A 21,213-nucleotide genomic window follows, 5' to 3' on the forward strand; every position below is an offset into this window, starting at 1 on the left:
ATATGACTGAACAACCACACAAACAGCGAACGCAGACGCGAAACGCGCCGCTGCACAAGCGACAGAAGCAGCTGCACGCGACGCTGTCCGACGAGCTTCGCGAGGAGTACGACACTCGACGCACCCGCGTCAACGCGGGCGACACCGTCGAGGTCATGCGTGGCGACCACGCCGGCGAGGAAGGCGAGGTCGTCCGTGCCATCCTCGAGGACGGCACGATCCACGTCGAGGACGTCACCATCGAGACGGCCGACGGCGAGGAAGTGCCCCGGCCGCTCGACCCCTCGAACGTCCGTATCACGGAGCTCGACTTAGAGGACGAGCGTCGCGAGGCGCGTCTCGAAGGTGATAACGAATGACGAAACACCAGAAGCGACTATCGGTACCGAAGTCCTGGCCGGTCGAGCGAAAGACCGATACCTTCACCGTAAAGGCCGGTGCCGGCCCGCACGGTCAAGACGGCGTGCCGCTCGTCGTCCTCCTGCGGGACGTGCTCGGCTACGTGGACTCGCGCAAGGAAGCGCGATACGCTCTCTCGGAGGATGCGATCCTCGTCAACGGGGATGCGATCAATGACGAACAGCGCCCGATCGGCATGTTCGACATTATCGCCTTCCCCGGACGCGAGGAGTACTACCGCGTCTTCCCCGACGAGGGCGGTCGGCTCGCACTGACCGCAATCGACGAGGACGCTGCCCAGAGCCGCCTCGGCAAGATCGAGGGCAAACAGCAGATCCCGGGTGGCGACACCCAGCTGACGCTGCACGACGGGACGAACGTCCTCGTCGAGGACGACGAGTACGACACGCGCGACTCGATCGTCATCGACAACGACGACAAGTCGATCGTCGCCCACTTCCCCTACGAGGAGGGCGCGCTCGTGACGGCCGTTCGTGGCAACCACGGCGGCAAGATCGGCGAAATCGACGCGATCGACATCACGCCCGGCAGCGGCTCGAACACCGTCGGCGTCTCGACGGACGACGGCGGCTTCGAAACGATCGAAGAGTACGTCGTCGTCATCGACGAGAACTTCACGGGTGATGACGAATGAGCGAAGCTGACGCAGGCGAGTTCCACGAGATGCGCGAACCGCGCGTCGAAAAAGTCGTCGTCCACATGGGCGTCGGCCAGGGTGGTCGCGAACTCGGCAAAGCAGAAGACATCATCGAGGAGATCACGGAGCAGGAAAGCGTCCGCACGCAGGCAAAGCGGACCGAGCCTGACTTCGGCATCCGTCAGGGCGACCCGATCGGCACGAAGGTTACCCTTCGTGGCGACGACGCCTCCGACTTCCTCGAGAAAGCGCTGCCGCTCGCGGACATCTCCGCGACGCAGTTCGACGACACCGGCAACTTCAGCTTCGGTGTCGAGGAACACACCGACTTCCCGAGCCAGGAGTACGACCCGAACGTCGGGATCTACGGGCTGGACGTCACCGTCAACCTGGTGCGTCCGGGCTACCGCATCGCCAAGCGCGACAAGGCCACCCGCTCGATCCCCTCGAGCCACCGACTGACCCACGAGGACGCCATCGCGTTCCTCGAGGCGAACTTCGACGTCAGCGTGGAGGCCCCAGACGATGAGTGAAAGCGAAACCGAAAACGACCAGACGGGCGAGCACGCCGCAAAGCGGACGGGACAGATCGAGTCCTGTCAGCGCTGTGGCCGCGAGCAGGGACTGGTCGGCAAGTACGACATCAACCTGTGCCGACAGTGCTTCCGCGAGATCGCCCGCGACATGGGATTCAAGAAGTATCGATAACATGACTGGAAACGATCCACTCAGCAACGCGCTCTCGGGACTCGACAACGCCGAGAGTGTGGGTCATCTCACCCACGAGGTAACGCCCGCCTCGAACGAGATCGGCAGCGTGCTCGAGGTCTTCTACGACCGCGGGTACATCGACGGCTTCGAGTACGTCGATGACGGCAAAGCCGGTCAGTTCGAGGTCGAACTAAAAGGAGCGATCAACGAGTGCGGCCCCATCAAGCCCCGCTATGCCGTTGGCGCTGAAGACTTCGAGAAGTGGGAGAAGCGCTATCTCCCCGCTCGAGACTTCGGTGCGCTCGTCGTCACGACGAGCAGTGGCATCATGAGCCACTACGAGGCACGCGAGAAGGGTATTGGGGGCCAGGTGATCGCATACGTCTACTAACCATGCGAGTCGAACTGGAAATCCCCGAAAACGTAACCGTCGAGGTCGATCGATTCGACGTGACCGTCGAAGGTCCCGAAGGCACCGTTTCGCGGCGTCTTTGGTATCCCGACGTGACCGTCGCAGTCGACGACGACCTGGTGGTCATCGAAAGCGACGCCGAGGACGCGAAGACGAACTCGACCGTCGGCACCTTCGAGAGCCACATCAGCAACGCTTTCCACGGCGTGACCGAGGGCTGGGAGTACGAGATGGAAGTCTTCTACTCTCACTTCCCAATGCAGGTCCGTGTGGAAGGCGAGGACGTCGTCATCGAGAACTTCCTCGGCGAAAAGGCACCGCGACGCACGACTATCCACGGTGAGACCGAGGTTGCCGTCGACGACGAGCAACTCGTCCTGTCCGGCCCCGACAAGGAAGACGTCGGACAGACGGCGGCCGACATCGAGCAGCTGACGAAAGTCAGCGGCAAGGACACCCGTGTCTTCCAGGACGGGGTCTACATCACCAACAAACCCGCCAAAGGAGGTGTCTGATAGATGGCAGACGAGAACGACGAACCACAGGAGCTCGAGGACATCAGCGGTGTCGGCGAGAGCAAGGCTGAGGCCCTGCGCGAAGCCGGCTTCGAGTCCATCGAGGACGTCAAGGAGGCCGACCAGGACGACCTGGCCGAGGCCGACGGTATCGGCAACGCACTCGCCGCCCGTATCAAAGCCGACGTCGGTGACCTCGAGGTCACCGAGGAGACGGAGGCCGAGATCGAAGACGAGGGTGTCGAGGAAGAAGCCGAACCGGAAGAAGACGTCGAGACCGAACTGCAACCCCGCGGGCTGACCGAGAAGACGCCCGACCTCTCCGAGGACGAGGAGCGACTCCTCAACCGACGGAAAAGCGAGGGGAAACCGCAGTTCAACCGACAGGACTACCACAAGAAAAAGCGAACGCCGGAATCCTGGCGCCGACCCCGCGGCCAGCTGTCCAAGCAGCGCCGCGGCGTCAAGGGCAAGGGCCCGAAGGTCCAGGCCGGCTACCGCACGCCCGAGGCCGTTCGGGGCAAACACCCCAGCGGCTTCGAGGAAGTCTACGTCGAGAACCTCGACGATCTCGAGGGCGTCGACGGCTCTCGCGAGGCGGTCCGCATCGCTTCCGCCGTTGGCGCACGCAAGCGCGAACGGATCGAAGAGGAAGCCGAGGAGCAGGGCGTCCGCGTCCTGAACCCGACCTACGAGGAAGTCGAGGTGGAATCAGATGACTGATCTCTCCGCACAGAAGCGACTGGCGGCCGACGTCTTAGACGTCGGCGAGAACCGCGTCTGGCTCGACCCCGAAGCCCAGGGCGACATCGCCGAAGCGATCACCCGCGACGAGATCCGCGAACTCGTCGACGACGGTCGCATTCAGGCTGACGAACCCTCGGGCAACTCCCGCGGTCGCGCCCGCGAGCGCAACGCAAAGCGTTCCTACGGCCACCAGAAGGGCCACGGCAAGCGCCGCGGCAAGAAGGGCGCACGCCAGAACGAGAAAGAGGACTGGCAGAACAAGATCCGCGCACAGCGACGGAAACTACGCGAACTCCGCGACAAGGGCGAGCTGACGCCCACGCAGTACCGCGAGCTTTACAAGAAGGCTGGCGGTGGCGAGTTCCGTAGCGTCCGGTACCTGTTGAACTACATCGACGACAACTACGGTGACCAATAATGGCGACAGGACCACGATACAAAGTGCCGATGCGGCGTCGCCGTGAGGTCCGGACGGACTACCACCAGAGGTTGCGCCTGCTGAAATCGGGTAAGCCCCGTCTCGTTGCTCGCAAGAGCAACAAGCACACTACGGCGCAGCTGATCACTCCCGGACCTCAGGGAGACGAGACGCTCGCAAGCGCACACTCGAGCGATCTGGCGGAGTACGGCTGGGAAGCACCCACGAGCAACATTTCCGCGGCGTACCTGACCGGCCTGCTGGCCGGCACACGAGCCGTCGAAGCCGGTCTCGAGGAGGCAGTCCTCGACATCGGCCTCAACACGGCCACGCCCGGCAACAAGGTGTTCGCAGTCCAAGAGGGCGCAATCGACGCTGGCCTCGAGATCCCGCACAACGACAGCGTGCTGGCAGACTGGTCGCGCACTCGCGGCGAGCACATCGCCGAGTACGCCGAACAGCTCGACGAGCCGCTGTACAGCGGTGACTTCGACGCAACCGAGCTTCCAGAACACTTCGACGAGGTACGAGAGGCGATTCTCGAATGAGCGCAAACGACTACAACGACGGCGGTTGGCAGCCCGTCACCCGTCTCGGCCGGATGGTCCAGGAGGGCGAGATCGACGATATGGAGACCGCCCTCAACTCGGGCCTCCCGCTGAAGGAACCCGAACTCGTCGACCAGCTCCTCCCCGGACTGGAAGACGAGGTGCTGGACATCAACATGGTCCAGCGGATGACCGACTCCGGACGACGCGTGAAGTTCCGTTGCGTCGTCGCCGTCGGTAACCGCGACGGCTTCATCGGCTACGCCGAGGGTCGAGACGACCAAGTCGGGTCTGCCATCCAGAAGGCGATCGGTATCGCGAAGCTGAACATGATCAAGGTGCCCCGCGGCTCGGGTTCGTGGGAGGACCGCTCGGACCGGCCCCACTCGCTGACCCGACGGACGACCGGCAAAGCCGGCTCCGTCGAGGTCGAGGTCATCCCCGCCCCCGAAGGGCTGGGTCTGGCCGCAAGTGACACCGTCCGTGCCGTCCTCGAACTGGCCGGCATCGAAAACGCCTGGACCAAAAGCCACGGCAACACCCGGACGACGGTCAACCTGGCGAAGGCGACGTTCAACGCACTCGAGAACGCCTCGCAGTCGCGCCAGCCACGCCGGAACCGCGGTGAGGAACGCGAGGTGGCCGATCAATGAAAGCGATCGTCCAGGTTCGCGGCGAAGTGAACCGACAGGAAGACGTCCAGGACACCCTGGAGATGCTCAACATCCACAGCGTCAACCACTGTGCGCTCGTCCCCGAGACCGACGCGTACAACGGGATGGTCGCCAAGGTCAACGACTACGTTGCCCACGGCGAACCCGACGCCGACGTGCTCGAGACGCTGCTTGCAAAGCGTGCCGAACCCCTCGAGGGTAAGCAGGCAGACGTCGACGAGGAGTGGCTCGCCGACAACACCGAGTACGACGACTTCGGTGCGCTGGCCGAGGCGCTGCTCGCCGAGGAGACGACGCTGCGCGACGAAGGACTGTCGCCGACGCTTCGACTCCATCCGCCACGGGGCGGCCACGAAGGTATCAAGAAACCGACGGCCGAGGGCGGCCAACTCGGAAAGCATACAACGGGAGAGATTAACGACCTCCTAGAATCGATGCGATAACCATGACGAGCAAAAAACGACGCCAGCGCGGCTCACGGACACACAGCGGTGGCAGCCACAAGAACCGACGTGGCGCAGGTCACCGTGGTGGCCGCGGCCGTGCCGGGCGGAGCAAACACGAGTTCCACAACTACGAACCGAAGGGCAAACACGGCTTCCAGCGACCGCAGGACATCCGCGAGGAGGTCCTCGAGATCGACGTCCAGAAGCTCGACGAGGACGCCATCCTCTACGTCGCTGACGACCTCGCCGAGGAGACCGGCGACGGCTACGAACTCGACGCACGCGACATCGTCGAGGACGGCCACGAGGCCGACGTCGTCAAGGTCCTCGGCTCGGGACAGGTCCGTAACCAGCTGACGGTCACCGCGGACGCCTTCTCGGATGCAGCCGAGGAGAAACTCGAGGCCGCCGGCGGTGAGGCGGTCCTCTCCGAGCGCGGCGAGGAACGAGCGGCCGAAGACGCTGACGCCGAACAGGACGAGGAATAACTATGGGATGGAAGGAAGCCGCTGAACCGGTCCTGACGAGGATGCCAGCAGTCCGCCGTCCGGAAGGGCACGTCCCCTTCAAAGAGAAGCTGATGTGGACGGCCGGCATTCTCATGTTGTATTTCTTCCTGACGAACATCACGCTGCTCGGCGTGCAGACGGGCCAGGGTGGCGACCTCTTCGGGCAGTTCCGCGCGATCCTCGCGGGCTCTCAGGGGTCGGTGCTACAGGTCGGTATCGGACCGATCGTCACCGCGAGCATCGTCTTGCAGTTGCTTGGCGGTGCAAACCTGCTCGGGCTCGATACGGACGATCCGCGTGATCAGGTCCTCTACCAGGGCCTGCAGAAGTTGCTGGTCGTCGTGATGGTTGCGTTGACCGCGCTCCCGATGGTGTTCGCCGGCGGCTTCCTGCCAGCCCAGCCATCGCTGCAACTCGGTGGACTTGCCCTCGAACAGACGCAGGTCCAGTTGCTCATCTTCGCCCAAATCTTCGTTGGCGGGATCCTCATCCTCTATATGGACGAGGTCGTCAGCAAGTGGGGAGTTGGCAGCGGGATCGGCCTGTTCATCATCGCCGGCGTGAGCCAGCGACTGGTCGCTGGACTCGTCCAGCCTGCGACTGGTGGGTTCTTCTTCGACTGGTACCGCATTCTGACCGGACAGGTCGAAGTCGGCTCGCTCGTCTCGGGTGCCGGTCTGCAGACGCTGTTGATCAACGAAGGACACATCATTCCCCTGCTGACGACGCTGCTGATCTTCGGGATCGTCGTCTACGCGGAGTCGGTCCGCGTCGAGATCCCGCTAAGCCACGCCCGCGTCAAGGGCGCACGCGGTCGCTTCCCCGTGAAGCTCATCTACGCGAGCGTCCTGCCGATGATCCTCGTTCGTGCAGTGCAGGCGAACGTCCAGTTCATGGGTCAGATCCTTCAAAGCCAGTGGGCCGGGATGCCCGCCTGGCTCGGCTCCTATTCGGGAGGCCAGCCAGACGGCGGGTTCTTCTACTACGTGTCGCCGATCTACTCGCCACAGGACTGGATGTGGTGGACGGCGAACGTCTCCCAGGAGTGGTGGCAGGTGATGATTCGGATCGGCATCGACGTCACGTTCATGGTCGTCGGTGGCGCGATCTTCGCCATCTTCTGGGTCGAGACCACGGACATGGGTCCTGAGTCGACGGCAAAACAGATCCAGAACTCCGGGATGCAGATTCCCGGCTTCCGACAGAACGTCGGCGTCATCGAGAAGGTCATGGAGCGGTACATTCCGCAGGTGACCGTCATCGGTGGCGCACTGGTCGGTCTGCTGGCCGTCTGGGCGAACATGCTCGGCACCATCGGATCCGTCTCCGGAACGGGGCTGCTGCTGGCTGTCTCCATTACGTACAAGCTCTACGAGGAGATCGCCGAAGAGCAGCTCATGGAGATGCACCCGATGATGCGCCAGATGTTCGGCAACGAGTAACCGCTTTCTCGTCGGTGCAGTTTTTCGTTCGTTCTTTCACCCGTGAGCGACTGCACTCCATCGATCCCGTTTCGGCGTCGCCACCCTCGCTACACTATGGACGTGGGCACGGAGAGGGGTTCATTGACTATTGATTGAAACGATCGACAGTCACCGTGGTCACTCCGAAACCTGCCGCAGTCCGCCACTCTCATGGCGGGCTGCGAGCTGGCGGGCAACTTCGAGTGGCGTGTGTGAGCCGACGAGATGTTCCTCGAGCGTTCGGTCGAGTGCAAGCGTCTCTCGGCAGATCGGACACTCGACTGGCGGCTGGAATGGCATGTCTTCCCCGTCCGAGTGCTCGAGGAAAACCGTTACCGGATGCATATGCATGGGGCCCACTCGCAGCGAGTCGGTCTCGAACTGGCGGTGTCGGGTCGCAGCCGTAGCTGTGATGTTGCCCTCGATTGAATGTGGCTCTTTTGATACTATCGGGCAAACGTCAGTGAATACTCGATCGTGTCTCGACGGCTATCGTCGTCGGCGACAGCGTCTCGAGTGCGATCGGTGCCTGCACCGTTTTGTCCGGCAGTATGACTCATGGCACAGCTAGTGATGGAAGTGGATGATCGACAGCGTGATCGAAACGATAGTAGCTCCTGATTGTCGGCGTCCAGCAGATCGTACGACGGCTGTGCGATAGGTGTGCAGTGGCGTTTCGGGACTAGTATAAAAGAACGGGGACGGACCAATATGACATGATTTATTCGTATTCATATAGTATCTGGACGAGCTAACGATAGAAAAAAGGTCAATGACGACAACGACAGCGTGATGTGGGGTGACAGACGAACCGGATGAACTGCAGTCGAATAATCGGAGACTGCCCGGCACGCGGTGCAGATCAGTCCGGCCGGTTTCCAAATAGATAAGTGCCCCCAGAAACCATCGTCCGACATATAACTGGCCTTCAAAAGAGATGAATACAATTTACAACGCACTCATTGCCCCAATGCAGCAGACCCGCGTTGACGTGTTCGAGAGTATCTTTACGGTATTTCTCGGACTCGGAGCGCTCGTCGGCATCGTCGTAGTCGCGTACACCTTGTACAACGCGTACAAGTATCGTGACAGCGACACGGCTGACGACGACAAGGATCGACCGTCACTCGGGGAGTTACCGACAGGCGGAAAGGGCGGAAAAAAACTGTTCCTCTCGTTCGGCATCAGCGCCGTCATCGTCATTTCGCTGGTGATCTGGACGTACACGATGCTTCTGTACGTCGAAGATCCCAGTGCCGATGACGGTGGCCAGCAAGAAGCGCTGGAAGTCGATGTGACCGGCGAGGGATTCGCATGGTTCTTCGAGTACGACAATGGGATCGAATCGACGAGTACGCTTCGCGTCCCAGCTGACCAGCGAGTTTGGGTCCAAGTGACCTCAGGTGACGTCTGGCATACGTTTGGCATACCCGATCAACGGGTGAAAGCCGACGCGATTCCGGGCGAAGTCGACGAGAGTTGGTTCGAAGCCGAAGAACCCGGCGAGTACAACATCAAGTGTTTCGAACTCTGTGGTGAAGCCCATACCTCGATGGTTGGGACGCTCAATGTCATGCCGTCCGACGAGTTCGACTCGTGGATGGACGACCAGCTGACGATGGAGTTCGAGATGGTTGACAGCAACGAGTCCCCCGTGACGGACGGCTACGAGATGACGCTCGAAAGCCAGGAAACTGACTTCGAGCGTACGTACACCGCCGATGACTTCGACGAGAACGGAACGATCACGATCAACGATGTCGACCACGGTGGCAAGTACAACGTGACGATCACGTCGACCGACGATCAGTTCGAAACTGTCGAAGAGCAGTTCGACATGACTGGTCCGGTCAGCGAGACCTACACGCTCGAGATGAACGCAACGGAAAGTGATGCTACTGCAAGCGATACGAACGACGGAGGTGACGCCTGATGAGTGATCTTCCGCCGATGCGGTCGGTCAAGCGATGGTTAGTGACGACCAACCACAAGGACGTCGGGATTCTGTACCTCGCGACGTCCCTGTTCTTCCTGATCTTCGGCGGCGTCCTCGCGTTGCTGTTCCGAGCACACCTGTGGCAATCGGGTGGCCTCATGCTCGGTGGCGAACCGCTGCTGACGAACGATCAGTACTACCAGTCGGTGACGGGCCATGGCCTGATAATGGTCTTCTGGTTCCTCTCACCGATCGCATCCGGCTTCGCGAACTACTTCGTCCCGCTTCAGATCGGGGCGAAAGACCTTGCGTTCCCACGACTGAACGCCCTGAGTTACTGGTTCTACCTGTTCTCGGGGATCCTGTTCGTCATCTCGTTCTTCCAGGGTGGGTCGTTCTCCGGCGGCTGGACGATGTACGCCCCGCTGAACGTGCCCATGTACACCTCGGTGATGGAAGCAACGGCAGGNCTGTTCGTCATCTCGTTCTTCCAGGGTGGGTCGTTCTCCGGCGGCTGGACGATGTACGCCCCGCTGAACGTGCCCATGTACACCTCGGTGATGGAAGCAACGGCAGGTGGTAACGCCGCAATCCTCGGCGTAGTCCTGTTTTGCTTCTCGGTCACGATCGGGACGGTGAACTTCCTGACGACGATGCACCGTTCCCGTGCCGAGGGTATGGGGATGTGGAACCTGCCGATGTTCTCCTGGTCGTGGCTACTGACGGCCTGGATGATGCTGTTCGCGTTCGCCGCGCTGCTCGCTGCAGTGATGCTGCAGTCGATCGACCGACTGTTCCTCACGCAGTATTTCGCAACGAACGAGGGCTCGAGTCTGCTGTGGGCGCACATCTTCTGGTTCTTCGGTCACCCAGAGGTGTACATCGTCTACTTCCCTGCGCTCGGGGTCCTCTTCGAGACGTTCCAGACGTTCACTGGGCGGCGACTGGTCGGCCGCAAGTGGGTCATGATCGCGATGGTCCTCGTTGCGGTCCAGTCGTTCCTCGTCTGGATGCACCACATGTTCCTGTCGACGATCAACCTCCCGATCAAGACGCTGTTCATGGCGACGACGATCGGGATCTCGTTACCCTTCGACCTAATGGTGTTCGCGATGATCTACACCATGATCAAGGGCCGCATTCGGTTTACGACGCCGTTCCTGTTCTCGCTGGGTGCACTGCTGTTGTTCATCCTCGGCGGGATTACCGGTGTCTTCCTCGGTGCCGTCGTGCTTGACTACGAGTTCCGTGGCACCTACTGGGTCGTCGCGCACTTCCACTACGTGATGGTCTCCGGTGTCACCGCGCTGATCGGCGGCCTCTACTACTGGTGGCCAAAGATCACCGGCAAGATGTACTCCGAACGACTCGGGAAACTCAGCTTCGCCGTGTACTTCTTCGGCTTTAATCTGCTGTACTTCCCGATGTTCCTCACCTGGGAGACGCCCCGACGTATCTTCCACTACAACGAAAGCGCACAGCTCTATCACCAGCTTGCGACCGTCGGTGCGTTCGTCCTCGGACTCGGCTTCCTGCTCGTGTTCGTGACGCTCGCAAAGAGTTTCATCTCGGGCCCCGACGCACCCGACAATCCGTGGACCCACTCGCGAACCGCCGAATGGGCGATTCCCTCGCCCCCACCGCTCGAGAACTGGCCGGACCGGCCAAGCTACGCCAGTGGGACCCTCGAGTTCGTCGACGATACCCCGACTGCAACCGACGGTGGGATCGCACAGGGTGCGACTGCGACGGCCACAGCGAGCCACGAAGAAGAACACGCCGACCACGCCAGCATCTGGCCGTTCGGCATCGGCGTCGCGACGTTCACGTTCTTCCTCGGCCTCAGCGGACTGACGCCGTACGTCTACGACTTCGTCCAGTCTAACATCCACAGCGGTGACTTCGTAACTCTGGCCGAGGCACCGCCCAAGAGCGTCGTCTACCCTGCCCTGACCGGACTGGGGATCGTCCTGCTTGGAATCACGCTGTTCCAGTTCGGCCGCGAGCAGTTCGAGGCACCTGAGATGGAGGTTGCCGAGCGCTGGCCGTTCGGTGGCATCAACAACGAGAAGCTGGGTGTCTGGTTCTTCCTGGCATCCGACGTCGTCGTCTTCGGTGCAGCGATCGGTGCCTTCGTCTTCATGCGCCTCAACATGGGCTGGAGCAACTGGGAACTCGCGTCGATCACCGAAGCAGGATTGTTCAACACCTACGTCCTGTTGACCTCGAGTTTCGCGGTCGTCATCGCACACGTGATGGCAGAACGCGGGAACAAGAAAGGGCTACTCGGCGCGCTCACCACGACAGTCCTGCTTGGCTTCGTGTTCATGGGCGTCAAGGCCTTCGAGTACACCAGCAAGTTCGCTGACGGTCACTACTGGTTCAGTGGCCTCGAGTACTCGATCTACTTCGTGACGACCGGCCTACACGCACTACACGTCATCCTCGGGCTGTTGATCGCCCTGTTTATGATCTTCCGCGTCGTGACCGTCGACGCCTACCTCGAGGATCACATGCCAGTCGAGTACTTCGGTCTCTACTGGCACTTCGTTGACATCGTGTGGGTCTTCCTGTTCCCACTGTTCTACCTGATGTAGCGGCCCGCCGCTACACAGGCTGATTCTCGTTCTCTCACTCTGCCCTGCAACGCAACGCCAGACAGCGCCAGCACCGCTTGACTGCTTCCGTGACCGTTCCTGACTGGCCTCCGACGTCACAGAGTTATAAGCAGGGGCCGACACCGTCGTCGATACGCAGTGTCAGTGTCTCATCTCGGTCTGAACGACCCCTCACAACGGGCGACAGTCGGTGTGACAACCGGTCGAGTGATTGTCATCGAATAGAGTAACAGACCAGCAGCGCCACTGTGTTTGCTACTTTGACAGGTATCTCGCTTGTCTCAAACGGACTCCTGTCAGTGGATGCCGCGGGCTTGCGACCTTCCATGCCTGCCATGCGGGTGCGCAGTATACAGTTACAGCAGCCCGTCTCAGAGGCGACACGGACAACAGAACCGCTGACTGCCGACTACCGACTAGCCAGACCAGACCAGCGCATAAATGAACGTAAACAAGAAGTAGACCAGGAACACGGAGACGGCCGCCTTGAAGTGAAACGTGAACAGCTCGTACTCCTCGTCGCCGAGTTCCTCCTCGAATGCCTCGCGTTCGTCGTCGGAGCAGACCTCGGTGTGCTCGACGCCGATGTGGAACGTCGCGTATCGCTCGGATCGAAACGGCCGTCCACAGTACGGGCAGGTTGCGACGGGCGTTTCGTCCGGTGGCACCTCGTACTCCCGCTCGAGCGTTCGGTCAGTCGCCATTCGATTGGCACTTACGGGACTGCGAGGAAGTGTTTGCCGGTTCGACGCGCCGATCGAACACGCGGCGACGATCGCTGTCGTAACGAACGCGTGTCGATGCCGGCTCAGTTCGGGACGTACGGCGGACTCATCGTCCCTTGCGAGACGAGATAGAGGCTCGCCATCGTGAAAACGATCATCACGACGATGAGCGGGTACTGGCTCCTGATCGCCTGAAGTTTTCCGGGGAAGAGATCGAACGAGACGGTATGTGAGATCCACACCGCGAGGATGTGACCAACCAGAATGCCAGCGATTTCGATGTACCCGAACCAGCCCGGCACTGCGTACTGGGTTGGGTTTGGCGGCGGGGAAAGCGGCGACGCGAGTGCGCCGACGAGCGCCGGCCACAGCGAGATCGCAAAGGCGATGTAGTGAGCGAAGTGGTAACCGGCCGCGATCGCAAGCAGTGGTGCAGCAAATCGGAGCCCGAGGTATTCACGGGAGAGATACGTCTCGGCCCGCTCACGGGTTCGGTCGATCGCGATCCAGTACACCTTCCAGAACAGGGCGAACCCACCAACGAGCAAGAACAGATAGACGAGCACTGGCGGCACACCGAGCCCGACGAGCGCTTCGACGGTCCTGACCCCAGCCGGCGTGACGATGAACCCGCTGTAGGTCAACTCCCAGACCAGCGCGAGTACGAAGCCCACGAGAGAGGTATCAGTGATCACGTCGTCTTCGCCCAGCTTCGACCCGGGATAGCGCAACTCGAGTCCGTCGGGGGTCCGCTGGATCGGCGCGACGGCGCTGTAGAGTCGAAACCACAGCGAGAGGGGGTCGCCGCGTCGAAACCACGTCTCCGGCGAGAAAATGACTGCACTCGAGACGGTAAACAGCGAATACATGACGAGCATCAGTGCCAGCACGGTCGTCGAGGTAGTCAGTGGAGCGACGACCTCGAGCCAGACGAACGTCAACAGCGCCACGACGGCGGGCCAGGAGCCAAAGGCCGGCGGGTACGTTTCGAAGTCGTTGGGAAGTGCTGTAGCGATGCGTCGCCATGGGTTGAGCGCCGGCCACGGGTTGCCGACGGTGTACGCAAAGATCGTCAGCAGCGCCCGCCCACCGACGAACGTTGCCAGCACAGTCACGCTGACCAGCCCGATAGCCGGGCCGACGAACCCAGCAACGAGGATGATCGCAAGCCCAAGCAGACCGATCGCACCGAACAACAGCGAGCCCCCGGAACGGAGGCGATCAATAGTCGCCTCGAGTGTGTGATCGTGGTAGGTTCCGATCATGTCACGATCAGTGACGAGCATCGTCAACAGTGCTGATGCGCCGACGGTACCGCCGCCAGTTGCGAGATACAGCCACGTTGGAATAGCGACATCACCACTGCCGTCCATGAGACCAGAGGCGGTCATACTCGCGGCGACGACACCGCTGCCCACAACAAGAGTTACGAGCGTGAACACGACCCCGATACCGGCTCGGCGAACCAAAGCCGAACGTCTACTCATTGTCGGCAATTCGAACCGGTGTTGCATCTACGTGTCGCTTCTGTGTAGCCACGGACGGACCCGCGTTCGTGCCGGATGGTCCTAAGTGGTTCGTCACGCCTGACGTTGCGGGTCGAACCGATCGCAGTTCTCTGGTTCGACTCGCACGTCGACGCTTGACGGAGTACTAAGCGGTCGTATGAGGAAGCTATAAGTATTCGTCTCTCACATTCCCCACCAATGGCGAGTGTTCGGAACTACGCATTGATTTACGTGGCACTGGTACTGCTGGCTACGGGGAAGTTCGTCTTCTTCCACTTCGACTTCTTCACCTACACGATGGCAGTAGGTGGCACGCTGGTGCTGGCAGCTATCAAGATCGGCCTGATCGCGGGGTACTTCCAGCACCTCAAATACGAGCCACGGTCGGTCACCTACACGATGGCCGTTGCGGCGTTTATGGTCGTCCTGCTCACCCTCGCAGCAGGCTATTCGATCCAGTAACGCACCGCGACCATCGGCTGAACTGCCGACCTGTTCTCACCTCGTCGATCGATGTTCACCGGCCAACGAGGATGCCGTCTCACGACGTGGGAGCGGTCTGTTTCTCGAAGCGATGTCGCGATTCGAGCGTGCTCGTCACGTCTCAAGTGGACCGGAACGCGTAGCTGGCAGACACCTGCCAATACAAACTGAAACGAGTTCCATATCGATCGCACAGCGGTCGTACGATCGGTGTATGTCCCGCGTCAGTTGATACGGCAACCAATTGCTCACACGTCGACGAGCCAGATACGAACCGTCGACGGGAGGTCATACACCTCGAGAAAGACGTCGTCGATGAACTGGGCGATCCGGTTTGCATCCGCCTTCGCGCTGACTCGAACGTTGATCCCGTCGGCGTCTTCGGGCCGCGTCAGGTCATCGATTTTGAACGCCGGAAACGCCTCGAGCAGGTCTTTCAGCGCCTCGAGTTCCGCGTCGGTACAGTCGAGATTGACCGTTCCATCACCAAACTGAATCCACGGCACGCCCAACGCTGCAGCAGACTGGTCGGCTGTGTCATCGCGTTCCTCGTCGGCAGTGTCGTCTGCCTCGAGCGTCAGAAATCCGCTGGCGCGTTCGCGATGGGCCGTAATCGCGTCGACGTACAGTTTCCGTCGCTCAGTGGGCTCAGACGCGTCGAAGCGGGTCATAGTGAATGGACGTGCTCGATTCTTTAAGCCTTTATGTGATGGGCATGAACGGTGCCATATGGCACAGCCACGAATCCTGATCCTGGGTGCACCCGGGGCAGGGAAGGGGACCCAGAGTGCAAAGATCATCGAAGCGTTCGACGTCGATCACATTACCACCGGTGACGCGCTTCGGAACAACAAGGAGATGGACATCTCCGATATGGACACCGAGTACGACACGCCAGGCGAATACATGGATCAGGGCGAGCTCGTCCCCGACGAGGTCGTCAACGCCATCGTCGACGAGGCACTCAGCCAGGCCGACGGCTTCGTCCTCGACGGCTATCCGCGTAACTTAGACCAGGCCGAGGAACTCGAGGACATGACCGACCTGGATCTCGCACTGTACCTCGAGGTCGGCGAGGAGGAACTCGTCCACCGCCTGACGGGCCGCCGGATGGACCCCGAGACGGGCGACATCTACCACGTCGAGTACAACCCGCCGGAGGACCCCGAAGTCGAGGAGCGACTCGTCCAGCGTGACGACGACACCGAGGAGACGGTCCGCGAGCGACTGTCCGTCTTCCACGAAAACACTGAACCGGTCATCGAATATTACGACGAGCAGGGCGACTTAGAGCGTGTCGACGGCGAGCAGGCACCCGACGAGGTCTGGGAGGACGTGAAGGCGACGATCGAGGACGCAGCGTAGTCAGTTCTGTTCGACCTCGACTTCGTGTTTGACGACGTTGAGGTAGGTAAGGTCCGGCGGCAGTTCGTATCCTTGCGGATACGCATCGAAGTCTTCGCCTTCTAACGTCTCGTCATACGTGAATGTTGCCGCATCTGCATGGAGATTCGATGAATGTGCAACAAGTGCACCTGTGAATGTCGGATTTGAGTTGAATATGACTTGATAGTCGTCATTCATTCCTTCGCCCCCACCGTTGGAATTGACTAACTTGTTCGGATCTTCCCAGTCGTTACTTGCTGCATAGAATGTTCCATGAAAATTCCCCTTATTAAAGTGCGCATCAAGCTGTGACGTTCCATACACTTGCAACTGTTCTGCTTTTGCCGCACCATCTGATGGGGTAGGCTCTACTTTCGCATTATTATCTGTCATTTCAAAATCCCCAGTTAGATACACGCGTAATGCGTTATCATCATTTGCATCAACGGTTAGATCGCCCTCTATCGTTATATTACCATCAACAATCAGAGTGACGTTCCCGTCGGAAGCATCGGCAGAAAGTGATTCGTGTTTTCCGATATGCAGTTCGTCAGTATAATACATCCCGCTTAACTCAGACTCGTCATCAACATCAGACAAGTCAGTTATGTTATTTGAGTCGTCATTAGCATCTTCCACCAATTCTTCAATAACCGGATCCATCGGAGGCAGATTACCTTTTCGCGTTTCATCTCCAAATTCTTCATTGAAGTCATCGATATCCGATGAATATGTCACACCCGAATCGAAGGCGTTCTCGAGATCGATATATCCAACTTCGACTTCGACGGTCCGGTTTTCGTGATCGACGTGTTGCACTGAGGTGTCGCCTGCCTGATTACGGAAGAACGACTCCCAGCCACGATAGTAGTCGCTTTTGACTGTAATCGTTATATCTTCGTTTTGGACAACATTTGCTCCCTGAAATGTGGTTGTGTTGTTGTGGCTGATAGAGACGTCTCCGGATCCGAGTTTTTGTTCACCAGCGACAGCCGAAACTGGGAGTGTAAGCGTGTTTGTCTCAGCCTCATAGTGAACTGGGGGTGCCGAGACAACTTGTGTCTCGTTACCAGTCTCACGAAAGACTGCTCCTGACTGATAGGCAAGCTTTGTCCCATCGTCGCTCTCGTACTCGATCGTTCCGATGGTGAGGTTGATATCCTTACTAAGTGCGTCCGATGTCACAGTAATATGGCCCGTGTCTTTCTTGACAACTGCTCCTGACTGACCCACGTCAAGGTCGATGGGGTGTGAGACATCGTCGTTTGATGACGCAGCTCGCATCTGCTGGCTCAACTCGACGAACGACTGCTCGACACGTTCGTTTGCCGAACGTTGTTCCGCATCTTCCATCGCATCACCGGCAAAGAGAAGAATACCGACGCTGATGCTTGCCACCATCCCAATTAACAGAATGAAACCAAGTATTGCGGACACCCCTCTTTCCGACGGCATCGCTGTGCCGTCATTGCGTCCCAAAGTCATTTCGATCATCCAGTAATTCGGAGATCCATATAATAAAAGGTCCGACCGATCAAACAGTTCATATTGGCTGAAAAATACCGAATAGTATATTTATCCGGACTCGAGCGGTCGACGACATCCGTGGTCTCGTGGACACTGTGACTACCGAAGAAAAACACTTGTATACCGGACGATGCCTAGCTTTGGGCAGATGACGCGTACAGCCGAGAAGATCGACGCCCTCGTCCGTGAGGATTCCTCGATGGCGGATGCGCTCGAAGCGATTCGCGAGGAAGCCGACAAGAACGGCGGCGAGGTCCAGTGGGCCGACGTCAGCGACGAGTTGACGAGCGGCCAGTGGGGGCGGCTGATCGAGAAAGGCGTATTAGTCGACGGCGACGAAGGGTTCGCGATCGCCGATCGTGAGGCCTATGACCGGGCCCTCGATGGAAACGGTGATGGTGGCGGGAGCAGTGCCGTGGCCAGTGCCGACGTCGATATCGACGACGAGGAGTCGAGCTGGTCGCAGTGGGACAAAATCGCCGGCATCGGTGCGCTTCTGTTGATGCCCGGGTACTGGTTCGATTCGATTCGAAACGTCGTGGGTGGAACGATAGACATCGTTCTCGGACCGCTCGACGCGGCGTTGCCCTTCTATGCCGTGATCCTTTCCGTTGCACTGATCACTGGCCTGTATTCGTCGCTGCTGCAGGCGAACCTGATGAACACGGAGGTCATGGGCAAGTATCAAGAGCGGATGAAAGCCGTCCAGGAGGAGCAAAAAGACCTCCGCAAGCGCAAGAAAGAAGCCGAGGAACGCGGCGCGAGCGAGGCCGAAATCGAACGCCTCGAGAACGAACTCGAGCAGGTCCGCGAAGAGCAGATGGAGGCCATGGCGGACAACCTCGGGATGTTCAAAGAGCAGTTCCGGCCGATGGTCTGGATCATGCTGTTGACGATCCCGCTGTTCCTCTGGATGTACTGGAAGATCCAGTCGGTCGGCCTCAGCGGCGCGGAAGCGACGGCCGTCTTGCCACTCGTTGGCGAAACAAGCTGGCAGGCTGGCCTGGTTGGACCGATGCCGGCCTGGATCGTCTGGTACTTCCTGTGCTCGATGGGCTTCTCCCAGATCCTGCGCAAGTCGCTGAACATCGACATGTCTCCGACGGGCACCTGATCGCGCCAACTCCGTCTCGACTATCGCAACACGTCGTCGGCTCGATCACTTGTAAGCTGTCGTGTACGGCCGCTATCGGTGGCCGGGCTCGCGGATTCAAAACCCATTTTACCCGCCCGCTCGCAGATCGATTATGTTACTCACCGTCTCCGGCCCGCCGGGCAGCGGGAAGAGCACGACTGCCGAGTTGCTCGCCGACGCCTTCGAACTCGACCACGTCAGCGGCGGTGACATCTTCCGGGAACTGGCCGACGAACGCGGCTACACCCCCCTCGAGTTCAATAAACTCGCTGAGGAAAACGACGAGATCGATCGCGATCTCGACCGACGGCTCCGCGAGATCGCCGTCGAGGAAGACGATCTGGTGCTCGAGTCCAGACTCGCCGGCTGGCTGGCCGCCGAGCAGGCTGATTTCCGCTTCTGGCTGGACGCGCCACCACAGGTTCGTGGCGAACGCATCGCCGAGCGCGAGGGCAAAGATCCCGCCCGCGCAACCGAGGAAACGACGGCCCGTGAGGCCAGCGAGGCCCAGCGCTATGAGGAGTACTACGGGATCGACATCCGCGATCTGACGATCTACGATCTCTCGGTGAATACGGCTCGCTGGGAGCCCAAGGCCGTCCTCGACATGCTCGTCACCGCCGTCGAACGCTACGATGCCGACGGCGACGAAGGAAAAGCGCCCGTCGACACCAGCTACGAGTTCTAATGCCGCTCCGTGGTCCACCCGAGGAACGGTCGCCCACCGAGTTGCTCACCTTTGGCGTCGTCAACCTCGACAAACCGCCGGGGCCGTCCTCACATCAGGTCAGCGGTTGGCTGCGCGACGCCGTCGACGAGACGCTCGCCGACTGCGGGGCCGATGTCACCATTGACCGCGCCGCCCACGCGGGAACGCTCGATCCCAAGGTGACCGGGTGTCTCCCGATCATGCTGGGCGATGCGACTCGCCTCGCGCCGGTCTTTCTCGAGGGTGCCAAGGAGTACGTCGCCGTCCTCGAGTGTCACGCGCCGGTGCCGGCCGACGCCGAGTCGGTCGTCGCCGAGTTCGAGGGACCGATCTACCAGAAGCCCCCGCGCAAGAGCGCCGTCTCTCGCCGCCTTCGCGTGCGCGAGATTTACGATCTCGAGGTGCTCGAGGCCGAAGAGCGACGTCTCCTCGTGCGGATCCGCTGTGAGAGCGGTACCTACGTCCGTAAGCTGTGTCACGATTTGGGACTGGCGCTTGGCACCGGCGCTCACATGGGCCACCTCCGCCGGACGATGACGGAGCCGTTCGACGACCGGACGCTCCACAGCGCCCACGACTTCCTCGACGCACTGGCGTTCTGGCTCGAGGATGACGATCCCGACCCGCTGTACGAGGTCGTCGACCCTGCCGAACGGATCCTCGAGGGGATCCCCAGTGTCGTGATCGCCGAAAGCGCCGCTCGCGAAGTAGCCGAGGGCGCACCGGTCTACGCGCCGGGTGTCCTCGACGCCGACGACGATATCGAGCGCGACTCGCTCGTTGCCTGTTATACGCCAAACGGTGCTGCGGTCTGTCTCGGCACGTTCGTCGGGGACCTCGAGGCCGACAGCGGCCTCGCCGTTGACCTCGAGCGCGTGCTGGTCTGAGGTCGGCTGTGGGTTCGAAACCGGATGACACACTACCGGTGAAACGACACCCTTAAACGGAAGACGACCATCGATCCAAGTACGGGACCGTGGGGTAGTGGTATCCTCTGCGGATGGGGTCCGTAGGACCCGAGTTCAATTCTCGGCGGTCCCATTTTCACGACTTCCCAAACGAAGAGCGGCACGACTGTTATGACGAGGAGTGAAATGGAAGTGAAGAGCAGCTTTGCTCCGATCATGGTCCTCAATACATTCTCTTAAACTTGTGACTGAACTACTGTTATCGCGAAGCGATACTAAGTGAAGTCGTCCGTGTAGCTACGATTAGCCTCAAGATGCAGCGTCGTTTACCGTACGAAACGAGGCGTCACTACAGGGACAGACGTTGTGTTCGCTCACCGGCCAAACGGTTCCGTCTGCCGCCACCCAGGCGACTGTTGCTTTTCCGCAGCGTTCACAGATACCGATTTTCCGGTGTTTCTCTTTGTCGGTCTCGACTATGATAGTTACTATTTATGTATGGTATATTATTGTTATAATTATTTACTGTCCCTGCTGCTCGCTGTGTCTTCTCGCTCGAGGCTGCAAAACGGGTCTGCGGACAGTAGCGATTGATGGTTCGCGATGCGTCACTCTCTCATCTTGCGGTAGCGAGGAAACCCCGTCGTTCACGACGGGGAGAAATCGCATTCGTTCGTGTCTCGACTCGTCTTGCTACGGCTCTCCGGTGTCCAATGCTTCCGCACCTTCGAGCATCAGCCCCTTCCAGGTGTAACCGCGTTTGTTTTTGATCTCTTTC

At 60.0% G+C, this 21,213-nt stretch carries 25 protein-coding genes and 1 tRNA gene; 21 read left to right on the plus strand and 5 right to left on the minus strand.

What is annotated here, in order from left to right:
• The first annotated feature begins 2 nt into the window (after positions 1-2).
• From rplX to secY, 13 genes are read left to right on the plus strand one after another with little or no spacing between them, the layout of a single operon-like run.
• Positions 3-359, plus strand: coding sequence for a 50S ribosomal protein L24 (rplX, locus tag C476_RS07510; protein WP_008011515.1), 357 nt, complete (start codon positions 3-5; stop codon positions 357-359).
• Positions 356-1,054, plus strand: a complete 699-nt coding sequence (locus C476_RS07515) for a 30S ribosomal protein S4e (protein WP_008011516.1) — start codon at positions 356-358, stop codon at positions 1,052-1,054. The genes rplX and C476_RS07515 overlap by 4 nt, the downstream gene beginning before the upstream one ends.
• Positions 1,051-1,590: a 50S ribosomal protein L5 gene (locus tag C476_RS07520; RefSeq protein WP_008011517.1), complete on the plus strand. Its 540-nt coding sequence runs from the start codon at positions 1,051-1,053 to the stop codon at positions 1,588-1,590. Before C476_RS07515 ends, C476_RS07520 begins: the two co-directional genes overlap by 4 nt.
• Positions 1,583-1,765, plus strand: a complete 183-nt coding sequence (locus C476_RS07525; RefSeq protein WP_008011519.1) for a 30S ribosomal protein S14 — start codon at positions 1,583-1,585, stop codon at positions 1,763-1,765. The genes C476_RS07520 and C476_RS07525 overlap by 8 nt, the downstream gene beginning before the upstream one ends.
• Before the next feature lies 1 nt (position 1,766).
• Positions 1,767-2,159, plus strand: coding sequence for a 30S ribosomal protein S8 (locus C476_RS07530; RefSeq protein WP_008011522.1), 393 nt, complete (start codon positions 1,767-1,769; stop codon positions 2,157-2,159).
• A gap of 2 nt (positions 2,160-2,161) precedes the next feature.
• The gene (locus C476_RS07535) at positions 2,162-2,695 is read left to right on the plus strand and encodes a 50S ribosomal protein L6 (protein WP_008011523.1); all 534 of its coding nucleotides are present in this window, start codon (positions 2,162-2,164) and stop codon (positions 2,693-2,695) included.
• A 3-nt stretch (positions 2,696-2,698) separates the two neighbouring features.
• Positions 2,699-3,418 (plus strand): 50S ribosomal protein L32e, encoded by a 720-nt coding sequence (locus tag C476_RS07540; protein ID WP_008011525.1) that lies wholly within the window; start codon positions 2,699-2,701, stop codon positions 3,416-3,418.
• Entirely contained in the window at positions 3,411-3,860 is a 450-nt protein-coding gene (locus tag C476_RS07545) for a 50S ribosomal protein L19e (RefSeq protein ID WP_008011527.1), read from the plus strand. The genes C476_RS07540 and C476_RS07545 overlap by 8 nt, the downstream gene beginning before the upstream one ends.
• Positions 3,860-4,408 carry a 50S ribosomal protein L18 gene (locus tag C476_RS07550; protein WP_008011529.1) on the plus strand — a complete coding sequence of 183 codons (549 nt, stop codon included), beginning with the start codon at positions 3,860-3,862 and terminating at the stop codon, positions 4,406-4,408. Before C476_RS07545 ends, C476_RS07550 begins: the two co-directional genes overlap by 1 nt.
• Positions 4,405-5,061 (plus strand): 30S ribosomal protein S5, encoded by a 657-nt coding sequence (locus C476_RS07555; protein WP_008011530.1) that lies wholly within the window; start codon positions 4,405-4,407, stop codon positions 5,059-5,061. The genes C476_RS07550 and C476_RS07555 overlap by 4 nt, the downstream gene beginning before the upstream one ends.
• Positions 5,058-5,525, plus strand: a complete 468-nt coding sequence (locus tag C476_RS07560; protein ID WP_008011532.1) for a 50S ribosomal protein L30 — start codon at positions 5,058-5,060, stop codon at positions 5,523-5,525. Before C476_RS07555 ends, C476_RS07560 begins: the two co-directional genes overlap by 4 nt.
• A gap of 2 nt (positions 5,526-5,527) precedes the next feature.
• Positions 5,528-6,016 carry an uL15m family ribosomal protein gene (locus C476_RS07565; protein ID WP_008011534.1) on the plus strand — a complete coding sequence of 163 codons (489 nt, stop codon included), beginning with the start codon at positions 5,528-5,530 and terminating at the stop codon, positions 6,014-6,016.
• A 2-nt stretch (positions 6,017-6,018) separates the two neighbouring features.
• Positions 6,019-7,479, plus strand: a complete 1,461-nt coding sequence (gene secY, locus C476_RS07570) for a preprotein translocase subunit SecY (protein WP_008011537.1) — start codon at positions 6,019-6,021, stop codon at positions 7,477-7,479.
• A gap of 159 nt (positions 7,480-7,638) precedes the next feature.
• Here the strand turns inward: secY and C476_RS18910 are convergent, their stop codons facing one another.
• Positions 7,639-7,800, minus strand: coding sequence for a hypothetical protein (locus C476_RS18910; protein ID WP_169319055.1), 162 nt, complete (start codon positions 7,798-7,800; stop codon positions 7,639-7,641).
• Between the two features lie 637 nt (positions 7,801-8,437).
• Between C476_RS18910 and coxB the strand changes: the two genes are divergently transcribed.
• The gene (coxB, locus tag C476_RS07580; RefSeq protein WP_049911648.1) at positions 8,438-9,433 is read left to right on the plus strand and encodes a cytochrome c oxidase subunit II; all 996 of its coding nucleotides are present in this window, start codon (positions 8,438-8,440) and stop codon (positions 9,431-9,433) included.
• A complete protein-coding gene (locus C476_RS07585) occupies positions 9,433-12,033 on the plus strand; it encodes a cbb3-type cytochrome c oxidase subunit I (RefSeq protein ID WP_008011542.1) in 2,601 nt (866 codons plus the stop codon). Before coxB ends, C476_RS07585 begins: the two co-directional genes overlap by 1 nt.
• 437 nt (positions 12,034-12,470) lie before the next feature.
• Here C476_RS07585 and C476_RS07590 read toward each other — a convergent pair whose 3' ends face one another.
• Together C476_RS07590 and C476_RS07595 are read right to left on the minus strand one after the other, a co-directional pair.
• Positions 12,471-12,758, minus strand: coding sequence for a DUF7410 domain-containing protein (locus tag C476_RS07590; protein WP_008011543.1), 288 nt, complete (start codon positions 12,756-12,758; stop codon positions 12,471-12,473).
• Positions 12,759-12,862: 104 nt separating this feature from the next.
• Entirely contained in the window at positions 12,863-14,266 is a 1,404-nt protein-coding gene (locus C476_RS07595; protein ID WP_049911649.1) for a hypothetical protein, read from the minus strand.
• Positions 14,267-14,485: 219 nt separating this feature from the next.
• Here C476_RS07595 and C476_RS07600 point away from each other — a divergent pair, with 219 nt between their 5' ends.
• Entirely contained in the window at positions 14,486-14,749 is a 264-nt protein-coding gene (locus C476_RS07600) for a cytochrome C oxidase subunit IV family protein (protein WP_008011545.1), read from the plus strand.
• Between the two features lie 269 nt (positions 14,750-15,018).
• On the opposite strand, the gene C476_RS07605 is transcribed toward C476_RS07600, so the two are convergent.
• Complete coding sequence (locus C476_RS07605) at positions 15,019-15,441, minus strand: hypothetical protein (protein WP_008011546.1); 423 nt, start codon at positions 15,439-15,441, stop codon at positions 15,019-15,021.
• A gap of 58 nt (positions 15,442-15,499) precedes the next feature.
• On the opposite strand from C476_RS07605, the gene C476_RS07610 reads away from it, so the two are divergent.
• Entirely contained in the window at positions 15,500-16,135 is a 636-nt protein-coding gene (locus C476_RS07610; RefSeq protein ID WP_008011548.1) for an adenylate kinase, read from the plus strand.
• On the opposite strand, the gene C476_RS07615 is transcribed toward C476_RS07610, so the two are convergent.
• The gene (locus tag C476_RS07615) at positions 16,136-17,650 is read right to left on the minus strand and encodes a DUF7289 family protein (protein WP_008011549.1); all 1,515 of its coding nucleotides are present in this window, start codon (positions 17,648-17,650) and stop codon (positions 16,136-16,138) included.
• Positions 17,651-17,831: 181 nt separating this feature from the next.
• On the opposite strand from C476_RS07615, the gene C476_RS07620 reads away from it, so the two are divergent.
• The 4 genes from C476_RS07620 (at position 17,832) to C476_RS07635 (ending at position 20,568) form a co-directional block, all read left to right on the plus strand.
• Complete coding sequence (locus C476_RS07620; RefSeq protein WP_008011551.1) at positions 17,832-18,797, plus strand: DUF106 domain-containing protein; 966 nt, start codon at positions 17,832-17,834, stop codon at positions 18,795-18,797.
• A 133-nt stretch (positions 18,798-18,930) separates the two neighbouring features.
• On the plus strand, positions 18,931-19,506 hold the full coding sequence (gene cmk / locus C476_RS07625; RefSeq protein ID WP_008011552.1) for a (d)CMP kinase: 576 nt from the start codon (positions 18,931-18,933) through the stop codon (positions 19,504-19,506).
• A complete protein-coding gene (locus tag C476_RS07630) occupies positions 19,506-20,414 on the plus strand; it encodes an RNA-guided pseudouridylation complex pseudouridine synthase subunit Cbf5 (RefSeq protein WP_008011554.1) in 909 nt (302 codons plus the stop codon). Before cmk ends, C476_RS07630 begins: the two co-directional genes overlap by 1 nt.
• A gap of 83 nt (positions 20,415-20,497) precedes the next feature.
• A tRNA-Pro gene (locus C476_RS07635) sits at positions 20,498-20,568 on the plus strand.
• Positions 20,569-21,213 lie beyond the last annotated feature (645 nt).

Source organism: Natrinema limicola JCM 13563 (genome assembly GCF_000337475.1).
In the GTDB taxonomy this organism is placed as follows: Archaea; Halobacteriota; Halobacteria; order Halobacteriales; family Natrialbaceae; genus Natrinema; species Natrinema limicola.